This window comes from Nostoc sp. CCY0012 (assembly GCF_963920855.1).
GTDB lineage: Bacteria > Cyanobacteriota > Cyanobacteriia > Cyanobacteriales > Nostocaceae > Cyanocohniella.
The window spans coordinates 1-22,758 of the sequence record NZ_CAWUDM010000077.1; the positions used below are offsets into that span (position 1 = coordinate 1).

Consider the following 22,758-nt stretch of genomic DNA (forward strand, 5'->3'; position numbering starts at 1 on the left):
CCCATCTCCCCATCTCCCCCAGTCCCCCTTACATTTTAAAGATTCATGCAAAGTCAAATAATTGACCCAGCGAAAACTGAACTAAATCATCATCCCGCAACAGCAGATGCTCATCATGAAGCACATCCAGATCATCGCCTGTTTGGGTTAGTGGTGTTTCTGATTGCTGAAGGAATGATTTTTTTGGGGATGTTCGGAGCTTATTTAGCTTTCCGTTCTACCTTACCTGTGTGGCCCCCAGAAGGAACGCCAGAATTAGAACTTTTGCTACCCGGTGTTAATACTGTCAATCTGATTGCTAGCAGTTTTGTGATGCACAATGCTGATACCGCCATCAAAAAGAATGATGTCAAGGGTATGCGTATTTGGTTGGCTATTACGGCCTTGATGGGTGCTGTTTTCTTGTTTGGTCAGGTTTATGAATATGCCCATTTGGAATTTGGTTTAACTACCAATTTGTTTGCCAGTGCATTTTATGTTTTAACTGGGTTTCACGGACTACACGTTACCATTGGCGTTTTAGCGATCGCATCGGTGTTGTGGCGATCGCGCGTTCCGGGTCACTACAGTAACGAAAAGCACTTTGGCATTGAAGCTGCGGAAATCTACTGGCACTTTGTGGACGTGATTTGGATTATTTTGTTCGGATTACTGTATTTACTTTAAGTATTTATTATTAGTTGTTCACTCCACGCGAATAACTAAATAAGCCCCCAAAAGGGGGTTTTTTTATGTCCTAAAAATCAGCCATTAGTGCTATACGTCTGATCTCAAAAGATAGATTTTTATACCTATCTTATAGGTGATAAATATTTTGCTATGGCTAGATTATCTTGTAAAAAGCTGACACAGAGCAGGAATTATCTATTTCCATAAACAACCAAGAAGGTTCTATTTAAACCTTGCAAAAATGGGTAAAGATGTATTAAGCTATCCGGGAACCCAATGTAGATGATGTTTTCAAGCTCCTAATAAAACGGTAAAGGGAAGTATTTGCTATCACATTCATTGTTTGATGCATCTTCGAGGAAAAATTCCACAAGCTTGATTTTTGAAAAACATTTTCCTTGTTAATGCACAACGAGTAATATTCACGAAGGAAATAATTATGTTAAAGCAACTTTTGAAAGGTAGCTCTGTTTTAATTTTATTGCTCGCAGGCAATCTTTCGGCTCTAGCACAACCTCAACCTCAAGGTACGCCAGCGCCAGCGCCAGCAGCACCTCAAACTCAACAATCTCCTGAACAAGCTGTTAGTCCAGAAGAACTGCAACAATTTGCCAACGTGATTCCGAAATTGCAAGAAATTGGTCAAACAGCTCAACAGAAATTTGCACAAGTGATTGAAAAATCTCCTCTCAGTGTAGAGCGATTTCAAGAGCTTGTTCAAGCCCAGCAGTCACCAGAGGCTAAACCGTCTACACCAGTGACTCCAGAGGAGCAGCAGTCCTTTAACCAAGTAGTCACTCAAATCCAGTCAATTCAACGGGAAACCTTTTCTGAACAAGAGCAAGTAGTTCGAGATGGGGGTATGGAACCAGTGCGATTTACTCAGATAGTAGCTGCTGTTCAACGAAACCCAGCTTTACAACAGCAGGTGCAACAGATGCTCCAAAATAATCAGAAAAATTAATTACAGCCGTTGGCTATCTTAGTCATTGGTCACCGAATATAAGGGGCCAATGACTTTACGAATTACGTAAAGCCCTAGCGTGCCTTGGGCTGCTATTACGAATTACGAATTAATGTAAAAACCGCCTGCACTAACTCTTCTGGTGCTATGGGCTTAGGCAGATGTATTTGAAATCCAGCGGCTAAGGCTTGCTGTTGGTTGATTTCTCCGGCATAAGCAGTAAGTGCGATCGCGGGGATACTTCCTCCCTCTAGGGGCGGCAATTTTCTAATGTGGCGAATCAGAGAATAGCCATCCATCTCTGGCATCCCGATGTCACACAATAACAAGGTAGGAATAGACTGATTCAATTTTACCAATGCTTGGGTTGCTGAAGCCGCTGTGGTGACTTCGGCACCAGATTGGGTCAAAATGAAGTCTGCTAACTCTCGCATATCCGCATCATCATCCACAACCAATATCTGCACACCTGCCAAATGTGCCTCACTTTCTAGATGGCTTACATCCACAGATAGCTTTGGCTCAACTAGGTTTAACGGTAGCTGAACAGTGAATGTTGTCCCTAAATTGTGACCTAGACTGCTAGCTTCAACAGTTCCACCGTGTAATTCTGTAAAATGGCGGACGATGGCCAACCCCAATCCCAAGCCGCCAAATTTCCTGGTAGTTGTACCATCTTCTTGGCGGAAGTATTCAAATACATAAGGTAAAAACTCCGAACTGATGCCTTTACCTGTATCTTTGACTTGAATTTGAGCATAGGTACCAACTTGCTGTAATTGCACCTCAACTCGCCCTCCAGATGGCGTGAACTTCACAGCATTAGACAAGAGATTCCACACAACCTGTTGCAAGCGGTTTTGATCACCTAAAACTTTTCCAGAAACTGGGTTGAGGGTGGTCTGGATGTAAATACTTTTAGCTTCTGCTGCGAGTCTTACTGTTTCTTGGGCTGCTTCAATTGTGGAAATCAGATTCACCGGTGCAACGTTTAAAGACATTTTGCCTTGGAGAATGCGCGAAACATCCAGCAAATCTTCAATTAGTTGCGCTTGCAGTTTGGCATTGCGTTCAATGGTTTCTAAGGCTTGCTCCGCTTTGGTGGCATCTAAACGCTTAGTGCGGAGCATTTTTGTCCAGCCTAAAATGGGATTGAGGGGCGATCGCAACTCATGGGATAGTACAGCCAGAAACTCATCTTTAACTCGATTAGCGGCTTCGGCTTTGGTACGAGCAAGTTGAGCTACCCGGTACAGATGAGCATTATCAATGGCTAAGGAAGCACGGTAAGCTAGTTCTTCTGCTAGTTGCAAGTTCATCTGGCCATATCTTTGCCCAGATTCGGCGGAGATAAAAGAAATCACCCCAAAAATTCGTGATTGGGTGCGTAATGGCACGGTCATGACCGATTTGAAACCCACTTGCCGCAAAATTTCTAAATGTTCTGGATCACGGGCTGCTTGGACAAGCAATTCATCGGGAATATCTGGTAAGATATCAGACTGCCCAGTTCGTAACGTCAAGGCCGCACCGCGAGGATCATCTGGGTTTAGAGGATATTTATCTCTGATTTGTTGCGCCCATTCTCGTTTTGCAGGATCTATGTGAGCTACAGCAATCTGCTCAATGGCACCATTTTCTGCCACTATATGCACTGTACACCAATCGGCCAACTCCGGTACTGCCAGATTTGCTACTCGTTCCAGGGTTATTTGATAATCGAGGGAGGATGCTAAAACTGCGCTGGCTTCTGAAAGAAAGTGTTGACCGCGCTCTAATCGGACTTGCTCAGTTACATCTACGACATAAACTAAAACCTCTTCTACCTGATTATTTGAGTTTTTTGTTGGCAAGTAGTAAACATTGTAGTATCCGGGTTGGCGATCGCTGCGTCCTGGAGTTTTGACAGCAAAGTTAGGTGAAACAAAAGGCTGGCCTGTGGTGTAAATGTTGTGAAATATTGCCACTAAATTGGCATCATATTGACTAAAAATTTCCCCAACGGAATATCCTAAATGTTGCTCACGGGTAAGTCCGTTAATTTCCGCTAACGCTTCATTAATAGCCACAAATTGCTGCTGGGAATTTAACAAACCAATTCCCACAGGAGATGTTTCAAAAATAGTTGCCAGTTGGCGTTGTGCTGTTTCTGCTTGAGTACGGGCAATTTGTTCGCGTTCTAGCAGTTTTTCCCGTTCCTCTTCGGCTTGCTGATGCTCAGTGATGTCAACGACAGCGCCGATGGAATGTAGAGGATTTCCTTGAGAATCGTAACTAAATTGTCCTCTGACTTCTATCCAGTGAATAGAGCCATCTAACCAACGCAGACGATATTTGTGATGATATTCTTTCTGTTCGCGTTTGGCTTGCTGAAGTTTGGCCTTCGTTTCCACTAAATCATCGGGATGCACCCGACTTGCCCAAACTTGGTAACTGGGTTCGCATTCATACGGTTGCAGACCTAAGACGTTAAAGTGACCTGCCGACCAAACTATTTTTTTAGTTTGTAAATCCCAGTCCCATGTTCCCATGCGTCCCACCTTGAGGGCGAGTTGCAAGCGCTCTTCACTTGCTCGTAATGCCTGCTCAATCTGTTTATAATCCGTAACATCACGGGCAATATTCAGTACTGTTTTAACAGAACCATCACTAGCAAATTCCGGAACGATACGTGACTGATACCAGCGTAAACCTGTGGGAGTCGGAAAACTAAATTCAAAAGTTTTTTTCTGACCTGTGGCGAAAACCTGCTGCAAATTATTATACCAAGAGCTATAAATTTCTTCTGGCATTCCTAGTTCAGCGTTGGTTTTACCAATAAATTGCTCTGCGGGAATACCTGTGGCTGCTTCTATAGAACGGCTGACATAAAGATGGCGAAAGTCAATATCAAGACGGCTAATAATATCTGGCGCATTATCCAGGATGGCGGCTAATTCTTGTTGTTGACGCTTTAAGGCGGCGATCGCCTGTTGCTGCTCTACAATGCGTTGTTGTAACAACGTATTTTCACTACTACCGTCAGTATCATTTCCCAGACTACGAGCAATGTGTTCAATTACTTCTGAACGAGAAATTCCTCGTTTTTGAGCTTCCTCATCCAGCAATCGCCACGCTGTACTGGTAAGAGATACACTAACTCGTTGTTTTGTTTCTGAGTCCCAATTGCTAACAAACTTACCAGTGATATCGCGTTTCATGAAGATTCACCCGTATACGTACACGGTTTCTTCTATTATTCAACTGGAGTTACTCTCTAATCAGGATCTCCCTGAAGACAGAGGTTTGGGTTCAATATTTGCTGAGTAGGGCTATCTGCTGAAAGTTGCAGGGCTTCACTATCGCTCTGTGATCACGTTGGGCTGTAATCCCCAAATATTCACTCTGCCATCAAATCCCCCACTGGCGAGAATTTGCCCATCAGGACTAAAGACGACGGTACTTACCCAGTCGCTATGTCCCCGCAGTGTATTTAATAACTCACCTGTAGATAAATTCCACATTTTAATGCCATCTCTGCCCGCACTCGCTAAAGTTTGTCCATCGGGATTGATGGCGATGGCATTCACCCAATTATTGTGTGCTGTCAGGGTGCGGACTGGTGCATCAGAGTTCAAAGGCCAAATTTTAATTGTGCGATCGCGGCTGGCACTAACTAAGTTTGCCCCATCTGGCGTAAAAGATATATCTGTAACTGTCTGAGAATGTCCAGTAAATTCCCGGATTAATTCACCAGTTGTCAAGTTCCATAACTTAATCGCACCTTTGCTGTCACCACTAGCCAAAGTCTGACCATCCGGACTCATGGAGAGTGTATGAATGGAATTTTGAAATCGGACTAAAGTAGCTAGTGGGCGCTGTTGTAGCAAATCCCACATACGTATTCCGTCTAAAGCACCACTGACAAGAACGCGACTATCTGGAGATACGGCTAAAGACATCACATGACTGCTATGTCCGACAAAAGAGCGGCTAAATTGATTATTTCTCAGATTCCACAGATTAATAGTGTTGTCGGTGCTACAGCTAACTAGGGTTTGGCCATCGGGCGAAATTACCAAAGACTCGATACTAGTTTTGTGCGCTTTGTTAATATTGGCCACCCTTTTGCCTGTGGCGGGATTCCACAATCGAATTACGCCTTCGTTATCACCACCACCACTGACAAGAATTTGACTATCAGGACTAAAGGCTAGAGATTTGACGCTACCTCTGTGTCCGGGAAAGGTGTGAAGCAGTTGTGGATTGGCAATTGGGTTTCTCAGTGGGGAGTTGGGGATGATTTCCACCGCAGCATCAGCCGCATCAACGGAAAATCCTTGCCAGATAGTTATTGGTATGGCGATCGCTGCCATCCATGCCAAAATAAAAGACGGGTGACTGATAGAATTGCGCCCGCTTTTTCCCTCACTCCTCACTAGCTTTCCTCTCTTGTTCAATAGTTACACCAATCCAATTGACCTGCTACCTTAACGGCACTGGGCCGCATTTATCGCGGTGGTTTTTTCTTAGAAATCGACAGCATGGGCAGAGTCGGACTAGATGATTGAGAAGGCAAGTAATGTTGGACTACAGGCTCATCTGGCAGGGGTTGCCGTTGTTGGATACGCCACAACTTAAAGCCCAGACTGATCCCAGCTATGCCCAAGCCAAAGGCAAATAATGTCCAACTATCATCGAGTCCCCCAATCAGCGCATCTACCACACCCATCGTCATTAATACGCTGATTATGGGGTCTTTTCTATAAGCTGACTTCAAAAAACGAGGTAATACAGCATTCATCACAAATTGGTTTGTCCAGATTACCTGATGTTTAACTTGATTGAGAATAGCTTACACATTAACTACCCTGCTGATGATCACCAGCTAAAAAGTATGAGATTTTTTCAGTAGGGGCAGTTGTTTTTAACCTGCTTGCAGGCATGATGTGCAAGTTTAAGTTAACAGTAACACTGTTTTGCTATTAGGTATGGATACGGTCAAAACCAGCTAGTTGTTCCAGCTGGTTCCAACTCTTCATAATTAATAGCTTACAACTTCAAGCCGGATGCTTTATAGCAGGGCTATTTGAGACCGAGCCATGATAACACACCTTGATCGGTGACGTACTCAATTACTACCATCAATAAAAAACCAATCATGGCAGCTCGACCATTCAAGCGTTCAGCATATTCATTAAAGCCAAACTTAGGCTCTTCTAATTTGGGCGTAATCGTTGGTTGTGTTTGTGTCATTTTTTCAAAACCTTTACTCGGCAAACGGGACTTGATTAGTGAAAAGTTATGATGGGAGAGTGTCTTTACTCATAACTTCTGTAACTTTTAGGCTGATGTTAGTGCGGGAATGCCAGGATATCTGACAGGCGCTTTCCCTAAGAAAGCTATACCCACACTTTTTAACATTTTGTAATTATTCTTTATATATTGTAGAAAGACTGGGGGAATAGTCAAGGGTAAGAGTTTACAGGTTCGATAATGGAGTTAATACAGATGGCTTGGTAGTTAGCTATCCCTAATACGGAAGTGCAAGCTGAATACTGGCAGGCTAAAGTTGAACAAAAAATCATCAGAGGCGATACATGGAAATCGGCGTTCCTCAGGAAACTAAGGATCAAGAATTTCGGGTAGGCTTGAGTCCTTCTAGCGTGCGGGTACTGCGAGAAAATGGTCATGTAATCTTTGTGCAGACCCAAGCAGGTAGTGGTGCGGGATTTACCGATGAAGACTACAAAGAAGCTGGGGCAGAAATTGTTACTACACCAGAAGCAGTTTGGCATCGGGAGTTAGTTGTTAAAGTCAAAGAACCTCTAGTTAGTGAGTATAAATTTTTACAAAAAGGACAAATATTATTTACTTATCTGCATTTAGCAGCCGATCGCAATTTAACCGAGCATTTAATTGATTGTGGCACTTGTGCGATCGCCTACGAAACTGTAGAACAGCCTGGTGCTAACAAACTACCCTTGTTGACTCCCATGAGTATTATTGCTGGTCGGCTAGCAGTACAATTTGGAGCGAGATTTTTAGAACGTCAGCAAGGTGGTAGAGGCGTTCTATTAGGCGGTGTCCCTGGTGTCAAAGCAGGCAAAGTCGTAATTTTAGGCGGCGGTGTTGTTGGTACAGAAGCAGCTAAAATTGCCGTAGGCATGGGTGCGATGGTGCAAATTTTAGATGTGAATGTCGAGCGTTTATCCTATTTAGAAACCTTATTTGGCTCTAGAGTCGAACTACTTTACAGCAACTCTGCCCATATCGAAGCTGCCATCAAAGAAGCCGATTTACTCATTGGTGCTGTTTTAGTCCCAGGACGGAGAGCGCCAATACTAGTATCCCGTGAATTGGTCAAACAAATGCATCCTGGCTCAGTAATTGTGGATGTTGCAGTTGATCAAGGCGGTTGTGTGGAAACTTTACACGTGACATCCCACACTAATCCTGTATATATCGAAGAGGGTGTAGTGCATTATGGTGTGCCGAATATGCCCGGTGCAGTTCCTTGGACAGCTACCCAAGCACTTAATAACAGTACTTTACCTTATGTTGTGCAGTTGGCAAATTTAGGAATCAAGGCACTGGATGTTAACCCCGCATTAGCTAAAGGCTTGAATGTGCAGAATCATCGCTTGGTACATCCGGCTGTGCAAGAGATGTTTCCTGATTTGGTTAGTTAATCAACAAAAATCTGTAGTAAGCGTTTTAGAGCTAAAGCGCTTACTTTTAAATACTTTATTCTATCGGCCGCGATCGCGTTCTAAATCATCGATGACTTTTTGCAAATACCACTCATCTGTCATCCCCGGATGATATTCTTGTTTTTGGTCAATTAATCGTTGGGCAATTTCCCAATATCCCCCTACCATCCGTAAAAGTCGCTGACGCAGCAAATTATAGGTTTGCTGTTTTGACTCAGGGCTAAATTTCTGGATTTTTTGCAAGCTTTCTAATACTTGGTTGTAATTTTCCCAGTCTTCTTGTTCACAAAAAATACTCGCCGCTTGCTGATAATCTATGATAGCGTTTTGCATTTCTTCCAAACAAGCATAGGCGATGCCGCGATTGTAGTAAGCTTGAGCATAATCTGGATGAATTTTCAATGCTTGACTGTAATCTTGAATGGCATCTAAATAATTGCCAGATGTGCGATAGGCATTACCTCTAGCAACGTATACTAAAGCATCCTGGGGTTGAATTTTCAGTGCTTGATTAAAATCAGCCATCGCCCCTTGATGATCTCCCAATAGCGCACGGGCTTTACCTCGGTTGCGATAGACGACAGCATCGGGAAAATTTAATAATATAGCTTGATTAAAATCCGCGATCGCTTCTCGATATTTTCCCATTTTGCAGCGTACCACTCCCCGACAGCAGTAAGCTTGGGCATCTTGGGGATCAGCTTGTAATAACCAGTTTAAATCTGCGATCGCCTCTCGTATATCTCCCTTTTCGGCTTTTTCTAATAACTGTGTAAAATATGCGTTTGTAGATAATATGGGCGCACTAGTAATATTCACTGTTTGTGCTACAGGTTTTGGTGGCGGTTGTAGCTGTTTAATTTTTTCCAAACACAGACGACAATTTTCCGTATCCTGTTGTTCTAAATATAATTCTGCCGCCTTTTTAAAACTAGCGATCGCATCTTGAATAAATCCTTGTTTACGCCGTACTATCCCCCGCAGACTATGAGCAGCAGCATAATGGTAATTCAGGCGAATCGCATTATCTACATCATCTAACGCTCCCGGCAAATTTTTCAGTGTTAACCTTGCTAAACCCCGACAATAATACGCTTCTGGACTCTGGGGATACAATCTCAGAGCTTCAGTATAATCTGAGACAGCTTGGTGAATAGCACCTGAATCATAATAAGCCAAACCCCGGTGTAAAAAGGCCTCAGGAAAGTAAGGAGTCAGTTGTAAACAATGGTTAAAATCCTCAATAGCGCCTGCGTAGTCTTTTTCCTTAGCCTTAGCCAATCCCCGATGATAAAATTCATCACTCATAATTGATTCCCAACAAATCTAGCTGAGTAGCCATTTTATCGACTACTTATTACATATTAAATATTTCATCCAGAATTGGTATCAACCAAATTAAGCGGTTTTGGTAATTTCTCAAATCTGAACTCCAATATACAAGCGATACCTTTGGTCAGCTTCGCTATCGCACTTAGCAAGATACCAATAGTATTTAATTTTCAACCTTCAATATCAAGTTTCAAGTCTTGTTCTAATTGCAAGGCTTCATTTATAATTACATTTGTCAAGTTTATACTTTTCCAGTAAGTATAGTAAGCTGCTACTGGCACTGTCAATACATCACTCCAGGCCTGTTCTGCTTGATGAAAATCTTGAATTTTAGAGTCATTTCTAGAGTGTACGCTTTTATGTATAAACTCCAATTGCTGAATTTCCGTTATTGTCGGCAGTTGAGAAAGCAAACCATAATCATAGTCTCTAACAGATAGTAAATATTCATAAATCTGGCGAGACAGTCGTTTTCCAACTGGCTTTATTAAATTACAAACTAGTGCAGGAATAATATGCCAAGTTTCTGCCAATAAATATTTTTCTAATCCTGATATTTTAGCGGGAATCAATAAATCTATATTACTAATATAATCAGTTTCTACTGATAGTAACATCACATAAACAATCAACCACTGCTTCTCTATATCTTCAGCTACAGATTTATCAGGTTCTTTGACAATCATTACATAACGTGGTGGTGAGTTACCTGTCAAAAAATTTCGTGCCAAGGAGGAGTACAAAATTTGTTGCTCTTGACTAGTAAAATTTAGAGGACTTCGTACTATATAGTTTACTTGCCAAATTTCTCCAGGTTGTGGCACTTCAAAATTAAATCTGCACGCTCTATTGCATCTAATGTACGAAATTCATCAGGAATTGTATCTAATAAAGATATATTTGTCCCTGGAATATTATCATCCAAACTCTGGCACCGCTGCCGATTTTCTTTACGAACAGAATCAATAATTACACATCTAGCTACAGCAATAGCCCAGTAATAAAACTGTTGTACACTTCCTTGCTTAAACTTTCCTGCTTGAAAGGCTAAAAAAACTTTTAAATTGGCTATCTGAAAAGCATCTTCCCAAGATAAACCTGTTCCTAATGATTAGTAGAAAAAATATTGATGACTTAATGAGAAGTCATTAATTATTACTCTCATCAGTAAGTTATTATGGGTGCTAGGTCATCATCAAGTAAAACTTTTTAGTTCTCTAAATTTAGCTACTGGAAGTCCGGAAGATAACTTCATCAACTTTGGGCATGACCATGATTATAAATTTGGTTCACAAATGATGTCTAGTCTACCAACTAATGCTGTTGGCGTAATGGATAGAGGTTTTGCCGGATTAAAATTTATCCAAGAATTAGTTCAAGAAAATAAATACTTTGTTTTGCGGATAAAAAATAATTGGAAGTTAGAATTTCAGGAGCAACCTGGATTAATTAAAGTTGGTGCATCTGATGATGCTCAAGCTTATAGGGTGATTAATTTTTGTGATTTAGAAACGAAAACTGAGTTTCGATTAGTAACTAATTTACCAGCGTCAGGTGAGGCTGCCGTTAGTGACGATGAAATCAGGGATATTTATCGATTACGTTGGGGAGTTGAATTGTTGTGGAAGTTTTTAAAAATGCACTTAAAACTTGACAAGTTAATTACCAAAAATGTTAATGGTATCACCATACAAATTTACGTTAGCTTGATAGCTTATCTGATTTTACAGCTTGTATCTATTCCCGCACAATGGGGACATACGCTATTATATAAATTCCGCTATTTACAATCTTGTATGTGTCAGAAAATCAGTTATTTTCATTGGTTTGAGGAGATAATGTTATGTTGACTATTTTAGGACTTTTAGAGTTAGTCTATCTAAGAATGTAAAGTTTTGTATCAGCTTTCAACATTTCTGGGTGTAGTACTCATGTGGATTTTCGGAAATCCCAGGCTTTTCAAAGTCAGCCTGGTGCAATGGCCGCTTGGCTGCGTCAAGGAGAAATTGAAGCTGCTGAAATTCCTTGTGCTATCTATGATGAGAATAAGTTCAGGGAGGCACTGCTACAAGTCCGCGCTTTAACGATGAAACCACCAGAGGTTTTTCAACCAGAATTAGTGCAACTGTGTGCTGAAACAGGTGTGGCTGTCGTTTTTATACCGGAACTTCCCAAGACAAGAGCTAGTGGAGCAACACGCTGGTTAAATTCTCATAAAGCGCTGATTCAACTCAGCCTGCGGCATAAAACTGATGACCATCTATGGTTTGCTTTCTTCCACGAATCTGGTCATATTCTGCTGCATGGTAAGCGTGATGTATTCCTGGAAGGCAAAGGTGTTGCTGCTGTTGAGGATTTAGAAAAGGAGGAAGAAGCAAACAAATTCGCTGCGAACATACTTATCCCTCCTATTAAGTTCAAGCGATTTCTAGCATCAGGTCAACAACGCACTAAAGTGGGCATTGAGCAGTTTGCTGCTGAAATTGGCATTGCACCGGGGATTGTAGTTGGCAGACTTCAGCATGATGGAATTTTACCGCTTAGTCATTGCAACCACCTAAAGCGCCGATTTGAGTGGGTCTCGGATGATAAAGAAAGTTAGTTGGGGTTTTTTATACAAACCCTCGAAAAGGGGATTAGGGATTCTAGGCATCACCGTGCCAAAAAAGGTTTTTTGTACGCTAAGAAAAATTATGAGCTACGACCGAGCAGAGTTGTTGCGCGGTCTTGGCTATCCAAATGCTTTCTACAACTGGCTTTGAGATGCAAAGTAAGAAACGTAATCATCAACGTTTCTTAAACCGAACTTCTAGTTGCTTCTCTATCTAATGAAATATTACCTCAGAAAGGCAGGGCAGAAACTATTGCTGTACAAGGATTACAGCCAAGCGCGTACAATTTTTCCGTTTTGGCACGGTGATGCCAAGTATAATTTGCTTTTGTTGTTATCCCTCAAATTCCGTTTCCTTCATTTCTCTGCGTCCTTGGCGTCTTGGCGGTTTAATAAAAATGAAAATTAGAACCATCACCACTGGAATATCACTTCCGTCCCCTAAAGCCACTGATAAAATTAAACAAGCCCACGAATTTAACCAGCAAGCAAAATCAATCTTTGAACAACAGGGATACGCAGTTCAAACCACCAGAATCACTACTAATTCTTGGGAAGAATATCTATCAGACTTTTCAAAAATTGAGATTATTAACAAAATTCAAAATTTAGAACAAATCTGTCAAAATTTAGATATTAATTTTTTCAATATCGGTCATGCCAGCACACCAGAAGCCATAGCCTTAATTCCTGATATTAACAAACATACATCAATTATTTACTGTTCCAGCCAAATCGGTGACCAACAAACAGGTATTAACTGGAAAAATGCTTGGGAATCAGCCAAAAGTATCCAACGTATTGCCCAAGAAACCGAAAATGGTTATGGTAACTTTCGTTATTGTGCATGGGCAAATTGTCAACCAGATATTCCCTTTTTCCCAACTTCATACCATTGCGGTGAAATATCCTTTGCCATTGGTTTAGAATTAGGTGAATTAGTCACTCAGGCATTTACCCAAACCGATAATATTCAGGATGCCGAACAAAAACTACAATCGATATTAGCAGTGGAACTAGAAATAATTGCCAAAATTGCCACAGAAATATCCTCAAAATTTATCATTAATTATCATGGTATTGACACATCTCTCGCACCATCTTTAGATAAAAAAAATAGTATTACCTTTGCTTATGAACAATTAATGAACGGTAAATTTGGACATCCAGGAACCTTAGCTATTTCTGGAATGTTAACGCGTGTATTAAAAAACGTATCTGTAAAAACTTGCGGCTACTCTGGTTTAATGCTTCCAGTATGCGAAGATGTTGGGTTAGCCACAAGAGCAAATGAAAAAACCTATAATCTGACTAATTTATTATTATATTCAGCAGTGTGTGGCTGTGGACTAGATACAGTTCCCATTCCCGGCGATATTACAATTGACAAAATTGCTGGCATATTGATAGATTTGGCAACTTTAGCTATTAAACTCAATAAACCCTTATCAGCAAGATTATTTCCCATCCCTGATAAAAAAGCTGGGGAAATGACTACATTCAATTCCCCATATCTTGTAGATTGTCAAATTTTTGCAGTAGATTAACTTAATAATCAATCAATAAACTAGGAGAAGTCAGCACAAAAACATCTCTGATTCCCTGTCCCTCTACTTGTGGTTTTATGGGAGTAGTAAAGTGAAAAAATTCATGGTCATTAACTAATAAAAGTTCTCCTGGATTTAAAACCTTACTAAACACAGGCTTTTCTTTTTTAGCCGTATATAAATGAGTTTCTCCGCCTTGAATATTCTCTCGATTCACCGAAAAAATACCAATAAAATCAGTACCATCTTGATGGATGCCTTCAGGCGCAGGATTACCCAAATTATGAGGAGAACAGATAGTTCTAATTTGATGAACTCCAATTTCAGCCTCAGGATGTAGTTTGCAAGAATCACTAAATGCTAAAACCAGATGTTTAAAACTCTCAAGTTCTATAAGTCCATCATCTAACTCAGAAAACTCTCGTTTAATATCACCTAATAGGGGATTGTAATCTTTACCTTGAAACAAGTAGCCATGAGGTAGTTTAATTAACTTATCCCCTGAAGCTATAAACCGAGATAATCTTCGCAAACGATAATTACCTTTGATGTAAGGATCAACAGGTAGATTATGAAAAAAAGACTTGAAATTTTCTGGATTTAAAGAATTGACCTTTCGTAGAGTAAACAAAAAGGCATATTCTAATTCCGTTGATTCCCATACTTGTTGCATAGGATTTACCTACTTCCAAATTTCAATTCTCGTCCAAGTATCTGGATGAGAGGCTTATATCACCGAGTATATGCGACTTTTTATTAAATTGTCGTCAAATTGACTACAGAAATTGACAAATTGTGATATGTGAGTTAGTCACCTGGAGAAAGATATTTGCAGATGGGGGCAAATGGGTGAACAATCAACGTATATTTACTCACAGTAAACAAATTTGATCATGACTGACTGGCTTTACCGCTACCCACCCTTATATTCGGGAATCCTTCTGAAGCGCTACAAGCGCTTTTTTGCTGATATTCAACTTGATTCCGGCGAAATAGTCACAGCACACTGTCCTAACACCGGCCCCATGACAGGCGTTTCCACTCTTGGGAGTGCAGTACAGGTTTCCAAAAGTGATAATCTCCAGCGCAAATTAGCCTACACCCTAGAATTAATTCAGGTACACGACAACGAACCAACCTGGGTAGGGATAAATACAGTTTTACCTAATAAAATAGTCAAACTAGCTTTAGCTAAATACCTCTTCCCCAAATTAGGGGACTATAGCCAAATTAAAGGCGAAGTGGTGTATGGACAAGATAAAAAAAGCCGTGTGGACTTTTACCTCACAGGTAGTACAGAACAACCGCCAATTTATCTAGAAGTTAAAAATACAACTTGGGCCCAAGGAACCTTAGCAGTATTCCCCGACACCGAAACCACAAGAGGACAAAAACACCTACGCGAACTCACAGCGCTTCTACCCCAAACACGGGCCGTTATGTTGTACTTCATTAACCGAGGTGATTGTACTGAGTTTGCCCCTGGTGATATTACAGACCCAGTATATGGTAAACTCTTAAGAAGTGCGATCGCCCTTGGTTTAGAAGTCCTACCATGCCGTTTTCACGTTTCTCCAGAAGGCATACGCTACATAGGTTTAGCAAAACTCAAAATATAATCTACACTTTTTGCGTACCTCTGCGTTAAAAACAATGATAATTCTCATCATGGGTGTCTCCGGTTCGGGAAAAACCACCGTCGGGCAACTACTAGCCGATACATTAAACTGGGAATTTAAAGACGCTGACGATTTTCACTCAGTAGACAACATCGAAAAAATGCTCCTGGGTATCCCCCTCAATGATACTGACAGAAAACCCTGGCTCAAAGACTTGCAAACTGCGATCGCCTTATGGTTAAAAGAAAATCAAAATGTAGTCTTAGCCTGTTCAGCCCTCAAAGCTAATTATCGCCAATACCTGCTACTAGATAACGAAGGCATCCAGATAGTTTATCTCCAAGGTAGTTTAGACGTCCTGCAAAAAAGACTGTTAAAGCGCCAAAATCACTTTATGTCAGAAAAACTCCTCAACAGCCAATTAGATACCCTTGAGGAGCCTGATGATGCTATATGTGTAGATATTTCTCAACCACCCCAGTTAATCGTACAGAACATCAGAAAAGCCCTAGAAGTTTAATCCCAATTCCTAATTCCCCACTCCCCACTCCCTACTCCCTTCCTATTGATGTGAAGACAAAAAAGCATCCATTTCCGCAGCCGTGGGTTGAGAAGCGATCGCACCTGGTTTAATAGTAGTCAGTGCGCCCACAGCATTAGCGTAAGCAACAACAGTTTTGGCTATTTCTGCATCCTGTAAGCCTTGAATCCCATGTTGACTTAGCTGATGGATAAATCCTGCTAAAAAGCTATCTCCAGCGCCAGTAGTATCTACAACCTCTATGGGATAAGAAGGTAAATTGCCTTCGTTTTCACCTAAACAATAAGCACAACCATGTTCCCCATCTGTCACCAGCACCCCATCAATAGAATCCATGCGGTAAGTAATAGCGCCAGGGTCTGTAGTATCAAATAGCCATTCCGCTTCTTCTCTGGAGAGTTTAAGAAAATCAACGCGCTTCAAGATTGCTTGGATTTTTTCACGCGCGATATTGGCATCTTGCCAAAATACAGGACGCCAGTTGACATCCAAAATAATCTTCAAGTCGTATTGTTCTGCTAATTCTAAGGCGCGATAGATTGCTTTTTCGCTTTCTGGATAGGCTAATTCCAAAGTACCCAAAACCAAAAAGTCTGCCTCTTGAAACAGTAAAGGGGGTAATTTATGAGCTTGCAAACGGGTATCGGCAAATTCTGAGGTGTCATACTTACCAAATCCGGCAAAATTGCGATCGCCTGCCAGATCCCGCACCACATAAACTTGCCTTGTTGGTGCTGTAGGATGACGTTGCACCCCTGTCGTCTCTACACCAACATCTTCTAATAGCTTGACTAATGTATTTCCTGGTTCATCTTCACCAACGGCCCCGATAAAACCTGAGGATGTTCCCAACTTTACCAAAGCACAGGCTACGTTAGCTGGCGCACCACCTGGGTAGGGAGTCCAGGACTTCACTTCTTCTAGCTTGAGTCCCAATTGATCAGCTAAACAATCGAACAAAATTTCACCAAGGCATAAAACACGGGGATTACTCATTTCATTTCAGAATCTGATATTTTCGCTTTCGAGTTAGTAATTCTAGTATAAAATCTACAACAATCTTGACTTATCTGTCGCCAGTCTTAAATAGAACAAACTGGCACTTTTTGCTACTATCGTCAGACACATCTCTAGTTAATATATAGTAATTAAACGTAATTTATTTAATTTCAAGTAATAAAGAATACTAAATTTCGTATGTATTATGCATGGCAGTGCAAATATAAAGAAAATATAGTCAATCGCATTACTGTTATTACTGGAAACCCGCTCAACAAAAGAATCTTCTAGAATTAAAAAGAGCGATTAAGTACATATACCAACGGAGGATAGAAAAAGTCATGGCTGGTGGCGAGTCTCAGACCCCTGTTAGTCTGTCAGACAGAGAACTGCAAATTATCGACTTAGTGGCCACTGGCTTAACTAACCAAGAGATTGCAGTCAAACTGGAAATTAGTAAACGAACAGTTGATAACCATATCAGCAATATCCTCACGAAAACCCAAACGGAAAACCGAGTAGCTCTTGTCCGCTGGGCTTTGCAGTGGGGTAAAGTCTGCTTGAATGACGTCAATTGCTGTCTTCTACCCAACCAAACCGATTAGACAATTGGTTGTCGATGGCGTGTAGTAAACAATATCGATATCGATAACGTCTAGTAACACGATTAGTTTTACTCGTTGCTCTTCTGATCACGCCTTTATTTTCATGTGAATCTTTAGCGTAAGTTCTCATTGACGTCTAAATCAAGTAACACAGATTATCACCTGTTGGTTATCGTGCAAGGCTGCTCCCCGCCTCTAGTACAGTTAACATGACTGTACTAGGGGTTCAACTGTTGACACTGCTCCAATCACTCCACCTCAAGTGGTTAATGGTAATTCAAAAACAGACGCAAACATTATAGATGAAGGCTCTGCTCAATAAAACTTTGTAATCACTGACCTATTTGATACACTCAGCAACTCTTTGTGTAAGTATCAAGTAGATTGATGATGAAGAAAGATACTCGAATTGTTGCAATACATTAACGGTATTCAAGTTTGGTAAATATACTTTCCACTTGTATAGGCGAATGCTACATTAAGAACAAGGTACGAAAAGGTTAAAAGTTACTTAACTTTAACCCAACACCTAAAGATTAGAGCCTGTACCTCCCGCTCTAGTATGCTCGCAATCATGATTAATTTTTAGCATCCTCTGAAGTTGTTTCACCTTGAGTTTATTGATTATTTGGAGGTTTTTGAACTTACAGCGAGAAATATATGTCTATTGGAATCAAGGATGCTTTATTTTGACACCAAAGATTGCGAATATTGTCCACCTTAGTTGAGTTATTTTCCTCTGTTTTCTCAATTTTCTCGAACGATTGCATGTTTAATAAGCCGCCATTAAGTTACTGATACTTTCCCATCGTGACTTGTGGCGGTTTATAATTGGTATTTAAAGCAAATTTGCACGAAATAACTAATAACTATTAATTAACTAATTAAAGTAATTACAGTAACTTCAGGGGGGCAAAATAAGCGCCCTGGACGATAAGTTCCTAAACCACGATTCACATATAACTGATTATGGGAAACTTGGTGAAACCCTTTTGCCCACTCCCAATATCGCACTACTTTAGAACAATCTCCCAGTAAAAAGGGTACCCAACGCCGCAGTTTTTTGGGAAGTTGTTTGAGGAGCTTTTTATAATAAAGAACTACAGGGCCAATTCCTGGTATCACAATATGACCTCCGTGGGTATGTCCAGATAGTTGCAAATCTACTCGCCATTTTTCCAATATCTTGGCAGTATCTGGGTTATGAGATAGAACAATGCGGGGTGTACCAGAATAGAGTTGGTTCATTACGGGTGCGGGGTTGAATTCCCGTGACCAATAATCAGCTAATCCTACTATTGGTAACTCTTGTCCTAGAGGATGGGCGATTTCATTCCACAGGACGTGAACGCCAATTCTAGTTAAAGCAGACGTAACTTCGGCTTGTGAGTGGTTGTAATGTATATCATGGTTACCAAGTACGGCATAAATGCCACAACGACTTTGTAAATGTTTAAGTCGCAATGCTAGTTGGTGGATGGGTGTGGGATCATCGGTGACATAATCGCCGGTTAATACAATTAAATCAGGTTCGGCTTCATTAGTAGCTGCGATCGCCTGTGCTAATAATTCTTCAGACAGCCGCAACCCATCGTAGTGAAAATCTGACAATTGCACTAGTTTTGTCCCTTGCAAAGATTGTGGCAGATCCGCAATCTTAACCGTTAATTCATCTATACTTAAACGTCCCGTAAACAACCAATGCATAGTGCAACAGAGACTCCTCATACCAGCGTTTACAGCTTACCAAAAATCAAAATACATCTTGAATCAAAACCCAAATTTCCGGCTAATTTATTCACCTTGCAGGGTAATTACTGTAACTTCAGGTGGACAAAATAAACGTCCGGGTAGATAAGTTCCCAACCCCCGATTGACATATAATTGATTATTTCCTACTTTATGTAGCCCTTGCGCCCATTCCCAATGGGAGATTACAAGGGATTTTCTTCGCAGACAAGGAAAGCGACGGCGCACTTTTGTGGGAATATTTTGCATAATTTTTTTATGACAAAGTAGCATCGGCCCGAATCCGGGAAAGATAATTTGACCCCCGTGAGTATGACCAGATAATTGCAAATCTATCCGCCATGCTTGCAAAAACTCCGCAGTATCAGGGTTGTGAGATAAAACTATTCGGGGTGTGTCAGGGTCGAGTTGATTCATCAGTGATGCAGGATGATATTCTCGTGAGTAACGATCTGCTAGTCCTACCAATGGTAATTCTTTTCCCCAAGGATAAGCAATTTCATTCCACAGGACGTGAATCCCGATGCTAGTTAGGGAATTGGTAATTTCGCTTCTTGAGTGTTTGTAATAGAGATCATGATTACCCAGTACCGCATAAATACCAGCCTGACTTTGTAGCTGTTTGAGTCGTAAAGCTAGGGTGTGAATCGGTTCTGGATCTGTGGTTACATAATCACCAGTCAATAAAACTAAATCTGGGTTGAACTTATTGCTAGCTGCGATCGCCTTTGCTAACATTGCTTCCGACAGTCGCAAACCATCATAGTGAAAGTCCGACATCTGCACCAATTTTTTACCTTGTAATGATGCAGGCAAACCCGCAATCTTAACCGTTAATTGCTCTATACTCAACGGCCCAGATAACAACGAGTGCATAACGTGTTTAGTAAACTCCGATTATAGAGCTTATAGCTTAACGAAAATTCATCCTCATAACTGTTGCCAGCTAATGAAATTCTTGAAAAATTCATGAAGGGCTGTAGATATGTTTTCAGAAGGTGCATTATTATTACCTCCTTACTTACCTACCTATCTGAAAAACCCGATCAGCTGTCAAATTTAAATCTGGGAATGTTGGTGATTGAATCAGTGAGTTTTGCCGAAACCGACTAACTTGATACTCACCTTCAATCAACGGGTAGATAGAGATAGTCGGCTGTTTAGGGTTACCGATAAACGCCCTTCCGCCCAATGCGGCGTAATCTACAATCCAATATTCGGGAATGCCCATTTCCTCATAATCAGCCAGTTTTTTGTGATAATCATCACGCCAATTAGTGCTGACTACTTCAACAATCAACTTCACGCTCGTAGCATTCTCAATAATTGACTCGCGATCCCAACGGGTTTCGCTAGCTAAAGCTTGCTGATCTAAAACAATGATATCTGGCTCGTAGCCAGAATTTTCGTTGCTAGTTTTGACAATCGATTCTCTAGGAATTGTCCAAATACCGCGTTTACCCATGTGGATGATGGTTAGGAGCAATTCTTCTATCAGAAAACCAGTCACATTTGAATGCTTTCCAGTCGGCTTGGGCATCTCGATAACTATTCCATCATGTAGTTCATAGCGTACCTCTGAGTTTTCTGGTAGCCAATCAATAAATTCATCAAAAGTTACTTGTTTGGTTAAGGCTTGAGTCATAAATTTATACTCGTGTTGATTGACTGGATTGCGGCCCTATCTTAAATCGAGTTTAGCTTTATTTTTTCGTCCACTCTATTATCGATAAATTCATCTGCAATACTCAGTAATTCAATAACTGAATTTTTTTACTCAAAAAAATACATAAAAATACTATTAAAAAAGCCACTTCAGCTAACAAAAATGCTCCTACCGATGATATGCCAATTTGCTTCATTAACAAAGAAACCATCGCAGTACCACCAGCACTACCACCAAAATATAATCCAGTACCTAAACCTGCCTGAAGTGGATGTATTTTACTCAATACTAAAGGAATTATACTAATTAAAACTATACTCAAACTGACGCCAAAAGCCAGTATTAATCCGACAACTATAATATTGTGATCATTTAACAAAGTCAGCCCCATTAAGCCTGTCATTGTCCCGACACCCAGTAACATAGACTTATTTGCACCCAGTTCCGTCGTCCATTCGCTCACAGGAATAGAAGCGATCGCAGACACCAAAAGTATTTCAGCAGTAATAAAATCTACCTTCAGTCCCGGTAGTTGAGTTTGCAATTCTTGGGGAAATATCGATAGTAGTAGATTCACTTCAAAGCCTGTAGCCAAACCAATGACAAAAATCAAAATTAACAACACCGTGGGAGTTTTAGCAGATGGATCTTGATTTAAAGTCAAGACATTAAAAGATTGCTGGGGAGTGAACAACCGCAACATGTATGCGCCCAAAATTAAGGCGATCGCTCCCATCAGAAAAGTAATCGAAGCCCCCATACTGTAAAGTAAAGTATCCCACATCACACCAATGGCCCCCACTAATCCCAACACAAACACCAGAATGGCATTAGCTTGGGGTAATTCTGTCAGCGGTGCGAATTGGGTTAACAGTGCGATCGCCGGGCCACGAAAAATAATCGTGGCGATTACCCAAGCCGTCATCAACACTGGAAAGATCCAACGTATACCTACAGGTAGATTCCTTTCCACTAATAACGAGACAGTGACAAAAATCAAACCTGCTAACACCACCCCCATACTAATCATGGGCAAACGGCTGCCTAAACGCTGTTGGAGGCGATCGGAAAGTCTGCCAATCAAAGGTTCAATAATTGCTACTAGTAAGCCTTGCACGATTCCCAGCCAACCCGCTAGTTCAACAAAATCTAGTTCCTGTAAAATTATCGGCTGATAAAAACCGTATGCCATCCAACTGAGGATAATTGCTGCCAATAAAGCAGCTAATCCCCAAACTTGTCGCCATAAGATTTCAGGACGAGTATTGAAAGAGTTCACCATGATTTGCCTTACTCTCTTTGATCGGTGAAGTTATTGTATGACAAATGCTAAGAGTCAAATAGCATTAAAAAATGCATAATTTTTAAATTTAGCCAACAGTACTTTGTAGACAACAAAACAACACAAATAAAATTATACTAATGAAGTATATGTATGATTTTTGTTGGTATTATTCAAAACATCCAAACCTTGATAGATACTACAAAATGCTGGTTTTATAATATTCTGGCATTTAAGGATATGAACTGGAAATAGCTGATATTTAGTCGCATTAATTTAAGTAAGCGATCGCCACTACAGTAAATTGCAATTCCCTGGCAATTACGACCTATTTTATTTGTTAGTTAATGAGTTGTATATGCAAATTAGATATTTATTCCCTATGACAGATTACATCTGATCAACTGTTCATAATCAACTAATTTTATATATAAATCTGGTCAGCGAAACTCAGAAAATTATCAAAAAAAATATCCCATCAC

20 protein-coding genes and 2 pseudogenes are annotated in these 22,758 nt (G+C 40.7%); 9 read left to right on the forward strand and 13 right to left on the reverse strand.

What is annotated here, in order from left to right; genetic code table 11:
• Positions 1-45: 45 nt before the first annotated feature.
• Both ACM0OS_RS20005 and ACM0OS_RS20010 read left to right on the forward strand, forming a co-directional pair.
• Positions 46-666 carry a cytochrome c oxidase subunit 3 gene (locus ACM0OS_RS20005; protein ID WP_414544953.1) on the forward strand — a complete coding sequence of 207 codons (621 nt, stop codon included), beginning with the start codon at positions 46-48 and terminating at the stop codon, positions 664-666.
• 442 nt (positions 667-1,108) lie between these two features.
• Positions 1,109-1,633 (forward strand): DUF4168 domain-containing protein, encoded by a 525-nt coding sequence (locus ACM0OS_RS20010; protein WP_414544954.1) that lies wholly within the window; start codon positions 1,109-1,111, stop codon positions 1,631-1,633.
• A 95-nt stretch (positions 1,634-1,728) separates the two neighbouring features.
• On the opposite strand, the gene ACM0OS_RS20015 is transcribed toward ACM0OS_RS20010, so the two are convergent.
• The 4 genes from ACM0OS_RS20015 to ACM0OS_RS20030 all read right to left on the reverse strand — a co-directional run bounded on the left by ACM0OS_RS20015 (position 1,729) and on the right by ACM0OS_RS20030 (position 6,868).
• Positions 1,729-4,833 carry a PAS domain S-box protein gene (locus ACM0OS_RS20015; RefSeq protein ID WP_414544955.1) on the reverse strand — a complete coding sequence of 1,035 codons (3,105 nt, stop codon included), beginning with the start codon at positions 4,831-4,833 and terminating at the stop codon, positions 1,729-1,731.
• Between the two features lie 138 nt (positions 4,834-4,971).
• Positions 4,972-6,051, reverse strand: coding sequence for a WD40 repeat domain-containing protein (locus tag ACM0OS_RS20020; RefSeq protein WP_414544956.1), 1,080 nt, complete (start codon positions 6,049-6,051; stop codon positions 4,972-4,974).
• 71 nt (positions 6,052-6,122) lie between these two features.
• A complete protein-coding gene (locus ACM0OS_RS20025) occupies positions 6,123-6,416 on the reverse strand; it encodes a hypothetical protein (RefSeq protein ID WP_414544979.1) in 294 nt (97 codons plus the stop codon).
• Positions 6,417-6,697: 281 nt separating this feature from the next.
• On the reverse strand, positions 6,698-6,868 hold the full coding sequence (locus ACM0OS_RS20030) for a chlorophyll a/b-binding protein (protein WP_414544957.1): 171 nt from the start codon (positions 6,866-6,868) through the stop codon (positions 6,698-6,700).
• A 344-nt stretch (positions 6,869-7,212) separates the two neighbouring features.
• On the opposite strand from ACM0OS_RS20030, the gene ald reads away from it, so the two are divergent.
• A complete protein-coding gene (ald, locus tag ACM0OS_RS20035) occupies positions 7,213-8,304 on the forward strand; it encodes an alanine dehydrogenase (protein WP_414544958.1) in 1,092 nt (363 codons plus the stop codon).
• Positions 8,305-8,364: 60 nt separating this feature from the next.
• Here ald and ACM0OS_RS20040 read toward each other — a convergent pair whose 3' ends face one another.
• From ACM0OS_RS20040 to ACM0OS_RS20050, 3 genes and pseudogenes are all read right to left on the reverse strand, one after another.
• Complete coding sequence (locus tag ACM0OS_RS20040; protein ID WP_414544959.1) at positions 8,365-9,633, reverse strand: tetratricopeptide repeat protein; 1,269 nt, start codon at positions 9,631-9,633, stop codon at positions 8,365-8,367.
• A 194-nt stretch (positions 9,634-9,827) separates the two neighbouring features.
• The gene (locus ACM0OS_RS20045; RefSeq protein ID WP_414544960.1) at positions 9,828-10,481 is read right to left on the reverse strand and encodes a hypothetical protein; all 654 of its coding nucleotides are present in this window, start codon (positions 10,479-10,481) and stop codon (positions 9,828-9,830) included.
• A pseudogene (locus tag ACM0OS_RS20050) lies at positions 10,451-10,750 on the reverse strand (sigma-70 family RNA polymerase sigma factor); the annotation flags it as partial. The gene ACM0OS_RS20045 and the pseudogene ACM0OS_RS20050, both read right to left, overlap by 31 nt.
• A gap of 52 nt (positions 10,751-10,802) precedes the next feature.
• On the opposite strand from ACM0OS_RS20050, the pseudogene ACM0OS_RS20055 reads away from it, so the two are divergent.
• From ACM0OS_RS20055 to ACM0OS_RS20065, 3 genes and pseudogenes are all read left to right on the forward strand, one after another.
• Positions 10,803-11,507 (forward strand): annotated as a pseudogene (locus ACM0OS_RS20055) (IS4 family transposase); the annotation flags it as partial.
• Positions 11,508-11,590: 83 nt separating this feature from the next.
• Positions 11,591-12,259 carry an ImmA/IrrE family metallo-endopeptidase gene (locus ACM0OS_RS20060; protein WP_414544961.1) on the forward strand — a complete coding sequence of 223 codons (669 nt, stop codon included), beginning with the start codon at positions 11,591-11,593 and terminating at the stop codon, positions 12,257-12,259.
• Between the two features lie 407 nt (positions 12,260-12,666).
• Positions 12,667-13,815: a DUF711 family protein gene (locus ACM0OS_RS20065; RefSeq protein WP_414544962.1), complete on the forward strand. Its 1,149-nt coding sequence runs from the start codon at positions 12,667-12,669 to the stop codon at positions 13,813-13,815.
• Between the two features lies 1 nt (position 13,816).
• On the opposite strand, the gene ACM0OS_RS20070 is transcribed toward ACM0OS_RS20065, so the two are convergent.
• Positions 13,817-14,488: a 2OG-Fe dioxygenase family protein gene (locus ACM0OS_RS20070; protein WP_414544963.1), complete on the reverse strand. Its 672-nt coding sequence runs from the start codon at positions 14,486-14,488 to the stop codon at positions 13,817-13,819.
• Between the two features lie 220 nt (positions 14,489-14,708).
• Here ACM0OS_RS20070 and sfsA point away from each other — a divergent pair, with 220 nt between their 5' ends.
• Both sfsA and ACM0OS_RS20080 read left to right on the forward strand, forming a co-directional pair.
• Entirely contained in the window at positions 14,709-15,434 is a 726-nt protein-coding gene (gene sfsA, locus ACM0OS_RS20075) for a DNA/RNA nuclease SfsA (RefSeq protein WP_414544964.1), read from the forward strand.
• Between the two features lie 34 nt (positions 15,435-15,468).
• A complete protein-coding gene (locus ACM0OS_RS20080; RefSeq protein ID WP_414544965.1) occupies positions 15,469-15,954 on the forward strand; it encodes a gluconokinase in 486 nt (161 codons plus the stop codon).
• Between the two features lie 42 nt (positions 15,955-15,996).
• Here the strand turns inward: ACM0OS_RS20080 and ACM0OS_RS20085 are convergent, their stop codons facing one another.
• Complete coding sequence (locus ACM0OS_RS20085; RefSeq protein WP_414544966.1) at positions 15,997-16,971, reverse strand: carbohydrate kinase family protein; 975 nt, start codon at positions 16,969-16,971, stop codon at positions 15,997-15,999.
• A 344-nt stretch (positions 16,972-17,315) separates the two neighbouring features.
• On the opposite strand from ACM0OS_RS20085, the gene ACM0OS_RS20090 reads away from it, so the two are divergent.
• Positions 17,316-17,579, forward strand: coding sequence for a helix-turn-helix domain-containing protein (locus ACM0OS_RS20090; protein ID WP_414544967.1), 264 nt, complete (start codon positions 17,316-17,318; stop codon positions 17,577-17,579).
• A gap of 876 nt (positions 17,580-18,455) precedes the next feature.
• Here ACM0OS_RS20090 and ACM0OS_RS20095 read toward each other — a convergent pair.
• The 4 genes from ACM0OS_RS20095 to ACM0OS_RS20110 form a co-directional block, all read right to left on the reverse strand.
• A complete protein-coding gene (locus ACM0OS_RS20095) occupies positions 18,456-19,286 on the reverse strand; it encodes a metallophosphoesterase (RefSeq protein ID WP_414544968.1) in 831 nt (276 codons plus the stop codon).
• Between the two features lie 87 nt (positions 19,287-19,373).
• A complete protein-coding gene (locus ACM0OS_RS20100) occupies positions 19,374-20,204 on the reverse strand; it encodes a metallophosphoesterase (protein WP_414544969.1) in 831 nt (276 codons plus the stop codon).
• Between the two features lie 145 nt (positions 20,205-20,349).
• Positions 20,350-20,973, reverse strand: coding sequence for a Uma2 family endonuclease (locus ACM0OS_RS20105; RefSeq protein ID WP_414544970.1), 624 nt, complete (start codon positions 20,971-20,973; stop codon positions 20,350-20,352).
• Positions 20,974-21,076: 103 nt separating this feature from the next.
• The gene (locus ACM0OS_RS20110; protein ID WP_414544971.1) at positions 21,077-22,276 is read right to left on the reverse strand and encodes an MFS transporter; all 1,200 of its coding nucleotides are present in this window, start codon (positions 22,274-22,276) and stop codon (positions 21,077-21,079) included.
• Positions 22,277-22,758 lie beyond the last annotated feature (482 nt).